Below are 268 nucleotides of genomic sequence, written 5' to 3'. Positions count from 1 at the left end.
TTTATTATCACTTCAAGACGAAGGACGAGCTTCTCGATGCGGTGATCACCCATCGCCTCCGCAAGACCAGGTCAATGCTCGATGGGTGGGAAGCGAAAGCCGAGACCCCTGAGGAGCGCATTCTCAGCTTCGTCAATCTCCTCATCGTCAATCAGGCGAAGATCATGGCCTATGGCTGTCCGGTCGGCACGCTTTGCGGCGAACTCGCCAAGCTCGATCGCATTGCCAAGGGCCGCGCTGCCGAACTTTTCGATCTGTTTCGCCATTG

1 pseudogene is annotated in these 268 nt (G+C 56.3%); it reads left to right on the top strand.

The features are described 5' to 3' along the window. Positions 1-268 (top strand): annotated as a pseudogene (locus EOD29_RS32110) (TetR/AcrR family transcriptional regulator); the annotation flags it as partial.

The sequence above is a fragment of the Mesorhizobium sp. M1A.T.Ca.IN.004.03.1.1 genome (genome assembly GCF_003997555.1).
Classification (GTDB): domain Bacteria; phylum Pseudomonadota; class Alphaproteobacteria; order Rhizobiales; family Rhizobiaceae; genus Mesorhizobium.
The sequence above is the reverse complement of the archived record's forward strand: the minus strand, read 5'-3'. Positions and strand labels throughout refer to the sequence as shown.